This window comes from Microbulbifer elongatus, assembly GCF_021165935.1.
Taxonomy (GTDB): domain Bacteria; phylum Pseudomonadota; class Gammaproteobacteria; order Pseudomonadales; family Cellvibrionaceae; genus Microbulbifer; species Microbulbifer elongatus.
In genome coordinates this window covers 1,231,897-1,240,000 of record NZ_CP088953.1, presented here as the reverse complement: position 1 = coordinate 1,240,000, position 8,104 = coordinate 1,231,897, and the positions used below count along the sequence as shown (strand labels likewise).

Genomic DNA, 8,104 nt, shown 5'->3' with positions numbered 1-8,104 from the left:
CAACAAATGCACTGACCTGCGCCTTGATCTTCTCCACCCAGCCGGAAACCACGTCTGGGGTATTCAGAGAGCGCTCCTGCGCTTTGAAGGATGGGTCGCCAATCAGGCCGGTTGCGCCGCCAACCAGCGCAATCGGTCGATGTCCTGCCGCCTGAAACCTCTTGAGTGTCAGTAGCGGGACTAGACTGCCTATATGCAGGGAATCTGCCGTGGGATCGAAGCCGCAATAGAGAGTGCGACTTGCTTCTGCCAGGTGCTGTTCCAGTTCGCCGTCGCCGGTGGCCTGATTGACCAACCCGCGGCGGGTGAGATCGTCCAGCAGTGTCGCATCCACTCCGGCCATGGTATCCCCTTGCGGTAAATTCAGATTAAGCATTTGGATTGCCGCAGACGTGGGTTCCGGCGGCGAAAAATCGGGCTGCAAATGTACCGAATCCTGCAGCAAATACAAGCGGAGACAGGGCGCTCGCCGGATTGCGTAGGGCACGGTCACTGAGCTCGCCACCTTCGCTACAACAGCAGTGAAGGCACCGACTTTCTCCCGGGAGCGAGGAACCGATCGATGGAAAGACAGGTCAATTACCCCGTGAACCACAGCGGTAATTTTGTTATAAAGTCGCCCCTGTGTTCGTTTTTTAGGCGACGACTTGCGCGCCGTCGATCCCGGAACCAGTACTACACAACAATCACAGTCAGCGCCACTTCTATATAGAACCATGCAAAATCGACGCAAGAACCCGCGCCTACTGGGCGCCATGGGCAAGCATTTCCCGCGTACCCACGCCTTGGCTGCCGGTGTGGCAAGCTTTGCACTGGCTTTGGCGCTGTTTGTCTCCCCGCCGGAAGTGGAAGCCAAACGCACGGCTCTCCCGGTCACTCTGAGCCTGCCTGAAGCTGCCGAACAGCCAGCCCCCGCAGCACCGGTCGAGACCACCGCTGCGCCTGAGACAAACACCAGCGTAATGGAAGGGCTGCGTGTAGTGCAGGAGACGGTGCGCAATGGCGACACCCTTTCCGACCTGTTCCAGCGCGCCGGCATCAGCAGCGCCGAGATGTACCAGCTGCTGGCGAGCGGCAAAGAGGCCAAACAACTGGCCAAGCTGGTGCCCGGGGAGGAGCTCACCTTCCAGATCGACGGCGACGGTAGCCTGCAGACTCTCGAACTGCACCGGGACCGCCTCAGCAAGGTCGAATTCAGCCGCGACAGCTCCGACGAGTACAAATATGCCCTGCACCAGCGCGACCCGGAGCGCTACACCGCGTTTCGCCAGGCGGAAATCCATAGTTCATTGTTTGTTGACGGTAGCAAGGCGGGCCTGAGCAACAATCTGATCATGGAAATGGCCGATATTTTCGGCTCAGACATCGACTTTGCACTGGATATTCGCAAGGGCGACAAATTCAGCGTGATCTTTGACGAAGAGTTTCTCGACGGCGAAAAGATCGGCAACGGCGCCATTCAGGCGGTGAGCTTTACCAACCAGGGCAAAACCTTCAGTGCGGTGCGCTATATCGACACCAACGGCGATATTAATTACTACACTCCCGACGGTAAGAGCATGCGCAAGGCGTTTATCCGCACCCCAGTGGATATCGGTCGCATCAGCTCGCACTTCAATCCGCGCCGCCTGCATCCCATTTTCAAGACCCGGCGCCCACACAACGGCACCGACTATGCAGCTCCCCGCGGCACCCCGGTCTATTCCGCCGGTGACGGCCGGGTCATCAAAGCCGGTTACAGTAAAGCCAACGGCAACTATGTATTTATCCAACACGGCGAACGCTACATAACGCGCTACCTGCACCTGCACAAGCGCGCGGTCAAACGGGGACAGCGGGTCAAACAGCGCCAGGTCATCGGCACCGTGGGCTCAACCGGCTATGCCACCGGCCCGCACCTGCACTACGAATTCCTGGTCGACGGCCGCCATCGCAACCCGGCCACGATTGTGCGCAAGCTGCCAAAAGCCAAAGCGGTAGCCAGCTCTGAAATGGATCGATTCCTGGCGCAAACCCAGCCGCTGATTGCGCAGCTCGAGCGCTTTGAGCAGCCAGCACTGGCACAGACCGACGACGAAAAGGACTCCGTAAACTGAATGACGGACCTGTATGTTGGCCTAATGTCGGGCACCAGTGTCGATTGCATCGATGCGGTGCTGGTGGAGTTCTCCGAGTCGGGCCCTGAGGCCGGCAACCGCCTGCAGTGCCAGACCCGCGCCGCCATCGGGCATCCGATTTCCGCTGAGATGCGTGAAGCCATTCTGGCCTTGTGCGCGCCGGGCCCCTCGGAGCTGGACCGGGCCGGACAGCTCGACCGCCAGCTGGGGGAGGAGTTCGCCGCGGCCACGCTGGAAGTCCTGCGCGAGGCCGACATCAAACCACAGGCGGTGCGGGCGATCGGCAGCCACGGCCAGACCGTCCGCCACCGACCGCCGGGCTCCGTTTCCACCCCCTTCTCCCTCCAGCTCGGCGACCCGAATACCATTGCCGCCGTTACCGGTATCACCACGGTTGCCGACTTCCGCCGCCGGGATATGGCCCTCGGCGGACAGGGTGCACCGCTGATGCCTGCGTTCCACAACGCTGTATTCCGCACCGACCGCGACCGCGCAGTGGTCAATATCGGTGGCATGGCGAATATCACCGAACTGGCCGCTGACGGCGGCGTGCGCGGGTACGATACCGGGCCGGGGAATGCGCTACTGGATTACTGGGTAAAACTGCACAAAGGCAAAGCCTACGACGCCGACGGCGCCTGGGCGGCCAGCGGCAACCCACATCCCGAGCTGCTCAACCGCCTGCTCAACGACCCTTTTTTTGCGGCTCCAGCCCCCAAGAGCACCGGCCGTGAGGCATTCAACCCCAGCTGGCTGGAGCGCGCCAGTGCCGGGCTCGAAGTGACCCCGGCCGATGTTCAGGCCACACTCGCGGAAGTGACCGCGGCCACCATCGCCAACGGGGTGCACGAGTTCGCCCGCGGCGGCGAGCTGCTGGTATGCGGGGGCGGCGCACGCAATGGCGACCTGATGGAGCGCATGCGGCGGCGCCTGCCCACCTGGACAGTCACGCCAACGGACCACTACGGCATTGATGCGGACTGGGTAGAGGGTGCAGGTTTTGCCTGGCTGGCGCACCAGACCATGCAGGGCCTATCGGGCAACTGCCCCGCAGTAACCGGGGCAGCGAAGGAGTCCATTCTCGGCGGGATATACCCGGCCTGAAACGCGGGATAAGGGTGGCGCAGGTAGAGATCTACCGGACTGAGAGAAGCCAATCAGATGGAGAAAGAGGAGCCGCAGCCACAGGTGGAGGACGCATTCGGGTTCTGCACCACAAAGCGGGAACCGGACAGCCCCTCTTCGTAGTCCACACTGGCGCCCACCAGATACGGGTAGCTCATGGCATCAACCAGCACCTGGATGCCATCTTTTTCGACGACCGCGTCGTCTTCCGCTACCAGCTCATCAAAGGTAAAACCGTACTGGAAACCGGAGCAGCCGCCGCCGGTCACGAATACCCGCAGCTTCAGCTCCGGATTGCCTTCCTCTTCCAGCAGCCCCTTTACCTTGGCAACGGCCTGTTCGGTCACCTGGATAGGCTCGGGCGAAAAGGAAACAGCTTCAGACATAGACTTTCTCGACACAGTTTGCAGCCCCAACCCTATTGCGAGGCTAACCGGGCGCATTATGGATAAAACCCAGCAAATGGGTCAAGTATTGCCTCAATGACCGGGATTCACCAGCAGCGCCGCCCCGGTCACTCTGCGTCGGTAATCACTTCGTCAGAGTTGTAGCCCAGCATGCGGGTCTCGCCAGCAGTATCCACCTCGACGTTGGATACCAGGGAGCCGTTTACCTGGGCACCCTTTACCATTTCGATCAGCTTGTAGTGAACATTGCCCTCGACCATCGCCTTGGAGGCAAGCTCCAGGTGGCCACTAGCATGCACGTCGCCCTTCACGTTGCCGTTAGCCACCACATTGGGAACACGAATTTCGCCCTCGATAGTGCCGCCATCAACGATCTGCAGGCGGGCATCAGTATCGCTGTGCGCACTGATGTTTCCCTTCACCTTGCCTTCAACCACCAGGTTGCCGCGAAAATGCAGGTCACCGGTCACCTCGGTGTGACGGGCGATCAGAGTCGTGCTGTTGCCACCAGTGCTAGCCATAGTTTTCTCTTTCTTTTTCAACATAATTCAACCGAAACCTCATGAATTGGACGGAGGCTGGTACCTCCACCAGCGCCACCAGCAAATCAGCTTTGCTGCACCAGCCAGCCATAGCGCTGATCGATACTGAAACCTTTGCGCTTACTGGATTTAAGCGACAGCTCCACTCCTTCCGGCACAAAGCCCTCCGGCAACTGTAGCTCTCCCTCGATATTCTGGAAATATTTGAAGCGCAGCGGGATGGATTCACTTTCCACCTGCGGTGAAAGGTCTGCCAGCGCGTAGCGCCGGGCCTCGCCTCCTGACTGACCAACAATGGTAAAGCGCACGGCACCGGTCACCAGCTGATGCCGGGCAGCAGACTGCTGCACCAGCAGCTTGAACTGATAGCGGCGATCGCCGGACTCGGAGATACTGAAGCGGCCGATCGACACACCATCACTGCCCTCACTGGGCGCCATGATGCCGCGGTAGAAGGAAATTTCCTGACGCAGCTCCGCGATCTGGTTGTCCTTGGCCACCAACTCGGCGCGCACCGACTCACTCGCCTGCTCACCGATGGCGACCGACTGCTCCGCCGTGGTCGCGCGCACACGCAGTGCCTCGTTTTCCGCGCGCAGGCGATCCACTTCGTCCAGTACCCGGGCATGGGCACGGGTTTTCTCGTCCAGGCTCTTGCTCAGTTGATACTGCCCGGCAAAAAAGGCACCGGCGCTGGTGGACAGCACCAGCAGGCTCACCCCCAGCGCGGAAAAAACGCCGTGGATGGGCCTGTGAGGCACCACCTTCATGCGGTACTGCTTGCTGCCTTTAACTTTGCGCGCCATGTGTCTGAATCGTGTTATCGCTGTGTGCTATCAGTGAATGTCGTGTGTTTATTTGTTTTGCTGTGCCCTGGATTCTAAGGCAGCAGTGCCGGGCTCTCTAGCCCCTGGTTCTCATTTAAGCCAAACATGATATTCATGTTCTGAATCGCCTGCGCCGAGGCCCCCTTGGCCAGATTGTCGATGACTGACAGGACCACCACCGTGTCGCGATCCTGCGGGCGCATCACCGACAAACGACACACATTGGTGCCCTTCACACTGCGGGTCTGCGGGTGACTGCCAGCCGGCATCACATCCACAAACGGCTCGGAAGCGTAGCGCTGTTCAAACTGAGACTGCAGGGCAGCCTGGGTAGCGCCAGCCGCCGCTGGATCCTTGAGCTTTGCGTAAAGAGTGGCGTGAATACCGCGCACCATGGGCAACAGGTGCGGCACGAAAGTCAGCGCTACCGGTGTACCGGCGGCGCGCCCCAGCCCCTGCTCGATTTCCGGCAGGTGACGATGACCACCTGCGGCGTAGGCGCGGAAGCTGTCATTATTCTCGGCAAACAGCAGGTCCGTTTTGCCCTGACGGCCTGCGCCACTGGCACCACTGGCCGCATTGGCGATCAGCCCGCTGGTCTCGATCAGACCGGCTTCCAGCAGCGGTAGAAAACCGAGCTGAATGGCGGTGGGGTAGCACCCGGGACAGGCAATCAGCTGCGCCCCGGCAATCTGTTGGCGATTGACCTCCGGCAGCCCGTACACCGCCTCTGCCGCCAGCTCGGGGCAACCGTGCTGCTGCCCATACCATGCTTCCCAGGTGGGAATATCCTGCAGGCGGAAATCGGCGGACAGGTCAATCACCCGCACGCCGCGGGCAATCAGCTCCGGCACCTGAGCCTGAGCGACGCCGTGGGGGGTAGCGAAAAATACCACGTCGCAGGCTGCCAGCTCCTCCACATCCGGAGCGGTAAATTTCAGGTCATAGTGACCGCGCAGGCTGGGAAAGAGTTCCGCCACGGGAGTGCCCGACTCGGCGCGGGAAGTGATCGCGCGCACCTCCACCCCGTTGTGGCCGGAAAGCAGGCGCAAAAGCTCCACGCCGGTATAACCTGTTCCGCCTACGATTGCCGCTTTGATGACACTCACAACTCTGCTCCTTTTACCTGCCTGCGGTTTTCAATCCTTGCGGTGGCGCCTGTTGTCGGCAGGCGCCACCTGTATACTGAACCGTGCACTCTACCATAAGCCACCCAGATTGAAGGATTAACCGTGCGGCGCCGAACGCAGTCGAATGCCCCTGCCACCCCACCAGCCCCACCGCTTCTCACCCGCCGTCCGCGACTTCTGGATCGACTGCAACTCGACCTGTCTGCACAGAAAGCTCTGTCCCTGCTGGTACTGTTGGCGCTGGTGATCGGCATCTGCGCCGGGCTCGTTGTAATCGGCTTCCGCCAGCTGAGCGAAGGCCCGGCGATCCTGTACTTGCCACAGCTGGAAGATTTCGAATCGCTGCCGCCTCTCTGGCGGTTTCTGCTGCCGTTCGGCGGTGCCCTGCTGCTGGGGCTGATCTTTCACTGGGTAACGCCCTCGGTGCGCTCGGTCGGAGTGCTGCACGTGCTCGACCGCCTGCACAGCCACCAGGGCAGAATGCCGTTGAAAAATGCCGTACTGCAGTTCTTCGCCGGCTCGCTGGCGCTGCTGAGCGGGCAGTCCATCGGCCGCGAGGGGCCATCGGTACATCTGGGGGCCGCCAGTGGCTCCTGGGTTGCGCACCGCTTGCGCCTGCCCAATAACGCGCTACGCACACTGCTGGCCTGTGGCGTCGCCGCGGCTATTGCCGCCTCCTTCAACACCCCGCTGGCAGGGGTGATCTTCGCCATGGAAGTGGTGATGCTGGAGTACACGGTGGCCGGTTTCCTGCCGGTGATGATCGCTGCGGTCAGCGGCAGTGCCGCCACCCGCCTCGCATTTGGCCACCAGGCGGCATTCAGCGTGCCCGCTTCACAGCTGCAATCCCTGGCGGAGCTGCCCATTCTGTTTGTCTGTGCGCTGGTGGTGGGGGCACTTGCCGCCCTGTTTATTCTCAGTCAGCGCCACTTGCTGCCCCTGCAATTGCGTTTCCACCCGCTGCTGCGTTTCGCGCTCGCCGGAGCCGCTACCGGCACTTTGGCAGTATGGGTCCCCGAGATACTGGGCACCGGCTATGACACTCTGGAAATGGCCATGCTGGGGCAGCTGGGTATCGCCACCCTCTCGACGATTGTGCTGGCGAAGCTGGTGGCGACCGCCTTGGCCACCGGGCTCGGCATTCCCGGCGGAGTGATCGGCCCCAGCCTGATTCTCGGTGCCTGCATCGGCGGCGCCGCCGGCCACCTCGCCAACCTGTGGCTCGGCGCCGCCACTGCCAGCCCCGGGCTCTACGCGATGGTGGGTATGGCGGCAATGATGGCGGCGCTGCTGAACGCACCACTGGCCGCTTTACTGGCCATTCTCGAACTCACCTACAACCCCAACGTACTGTTCCCGGGGATGATGACCATCGTGGTGGCCTGCCTGGTGAGCCGCCAGCTGTTTTCCACCCAGGGGATTTACCAGGAATCCCTGCGTGCCCTGGGCAAAGCCGGCACCCCTTCCTGGCGCGCGCAAATGCTCAGTCGGGTGGGCGTCGCTGGCGCCATGGAGCGGGCCGTTACCGTCGCCCCGCAGCTTCTGGATCCCGCACAGGCGCAGCGCCTGATCGAGCAACAGCCCGCCTGGTTGCTGGTAGAGGGAGAGAACGGGGCCCAGGCCCTGCGCACCGCGGATCTGGCCAACTTTCTCCAGCGCCCCAAAAAACACGTCGACGGGGAACCGGAGGAGCGGGATGACAGTGAAAAAATTGACCTGCTGCGCCTGCCCGGGGAGCGCCTGCAGCTAGCCCCACTGAGCTGGCGTGCGACACTGCTGGAGGCGCATCAGGAGCTGGAGCAGCGCGGCGCCGACGCACTGTATATCGGGCGCGATTACGACCAGGGCAACCCGGGTGTACTGAACAGCGATGTGGCGGGTATCATCCTGCCACAACACATAGAACATTATTACCGCCAGTAACCCTCTTAGAGGATCACAGGCAGCAAATTCCAA

General features: G+C 61.5%; 8 protein-coding genes (1 of these 8 cut by a window edge). 3 read left to right on the top strand and 5 right to left on the bottom strand.

From position 1 onward, the window contains the following. Positions 1 to 343, bottom strand: partial view of a tyrosine--tRNA ligase gene (gene tyrS / locus LRR79_RS05140; protein WP_231759978.1) — the 5' portion only. The gene continues 965 nt to the left of window position 1, outside the view; 343 of the gene's 1,308 nt are visible here — the first part of the coding sequence; the start codon lies at positions 341 to 343; the stop codon falls past the left edge of the window. A gap of 373 nt (positions 344 to 716) precedes the next feature. Between tyrS and LRR79_RS05135 the strand changes: the two genes are divergently transcribed. Together LRR79_RS05135 and LRR79_RS05130 are read left to right on the top strand one after the other, a co-directional pair. Next, positions 717 to 2,096, top strand: a complete 1,380-nt coding sequence (locus tag LRR79_RS05135) for a peptidoglycan DD-metalloendopeptidase family protein (protein WP_231759335.1) — start codon at positions 717 to 719, stop codon at positions 2,094 to 2,096. After that, positions 2,097 to 3,221 carry an anhydro-N-acetylmuramic acid kinase gene (locus LRR79_RS05130; RefSeq protein ID WP_231759334.1) on the top strand — a complete coding sequence of 375 codons (1,125 nt, stop codon included), beginning with the start codon at positions 2,097 to 2,099 and terminating at the stop codon, positions 3,219 to 3,221. A gap of 53 nt (positions 3,222 to 3,274) precedes the next feature. Here LRR79_RS05130 and erpA read toward each other — a convergent pair whose 3' ends face one another. The 4 genes from erpA to argC all read right to left on the bottom strand — a co-directional run bounded on the left by erpA (position 3,275) and on the right by argC (position 6,127). Beyond that, positions 3,275 to 3,628 carry an iron-sulfur cluster insertion protein ErpA gene (gene erpA, locus LRR79_RS05125; RefSeq protein WP_010132281.1) on the bottom strand — a complete coding sequence of 118 codons (354 nt, stop codon included), beginning with the start codon at positions 3,626 to 3,628 and terminating at the stop codon, positions 3,275 to 3,277. Positions 3,629 to 3,756: 128 nt separating this feature from the next. After that, on the bottom strand, positions 3,757 to 4,170 hold the full coding sequence (locus tag LRR79_RS05120; protein WP_231759333.1) for a bactofilin family protein: 414 nt from the start codon (positions 4,168 to 4,170) through the stop codon (positions 3,757 to 3,759). Positions 4,171 to 4,256: 86 nt separating this feature from the next. Continuing rightward, on the bottom strand, positions 4,257 to 4,997 hold the full coding sequence (locus LRR79_RS05115; RefSeq protein WP_231759332.1) for a DUF6776 family protein: 741 nt from the start codon (positions 4,995 to 4,997) through the stop codon (positions 4,257 to 4,259). A 74-nt stretch (positions 4,998 to 5,071) separates the two neighbouring features. Continuing rightward, on the bottom strand, positions 5,072 to 6,127 hold the full coding sequence (gene argC / locus LRR79_RS05110; protein ID WP_231759331.1) for an N-acetyl-gamma-glutamyl-phosphate reductase: 1,056 nt from the start codon (positions 6,125 to 6,127) through the stop codon (positions 5,072 to 5,074). A gap of 123 nt (positions 6,128 to 6,250) precedes the next feature. Here argC and LRR79_RS05105 point away from each other — a divergent pair, with 123 nt between their 5' ends. Next, complete coding sequence (locus tag LRR79_RS05105; protein WP_231759330.1) at positions 6,251 to 8,071, top strand: chloride channel protein; 1,821 nt, start codon at positions 6,251 to 6,253, stop codon at positions 8,069 to 8,071. Positions 8,072 to 8,104: the final 33 nt, after the last annotated feature.

What these genes read in the sequence shown, in the direction of transcription:
- LRR79_RS05135 (WP_231759335.1), top strand. Translation starts at nt 717, where the DNA reads ATGCAAAATCGACGCAAGAACCCGCGCCTACTGGGCGCCATGGGCAAG.
- LRR79_RS05130 (WP_231759334.1), top strand. Translation starts at nt 2,097, where the DNA reads ATGACGGACCTGTATGTTGGCCTAATGTCGGGCACCAGTGTCGATTGC.
- erpA (WP_010132281.1), bottom strand. Translation starts at nt 3,628, where the DNA reads ATGTCTGAAGCTGTTTCCTTTTCGCCCGAGCCTATCCAGGTGACCGAA.
- LRR79_RS05120 (WP_231759333.1), bottom strand. Translation starts at nt 4,170, where the DNA reads ATGGCTAGCACTGGTGGCAACAGCACGACTCTGATCGCCCGTCACACC.
- LRR79_RS05115 (WP_231759332.1), bottom strand. Translation starts at nt 4,997, where the DNA reads ATGGCGCGCAAAGTTAAAGGCAGCAAGCAGTACCGCATGAAGGTGGTG.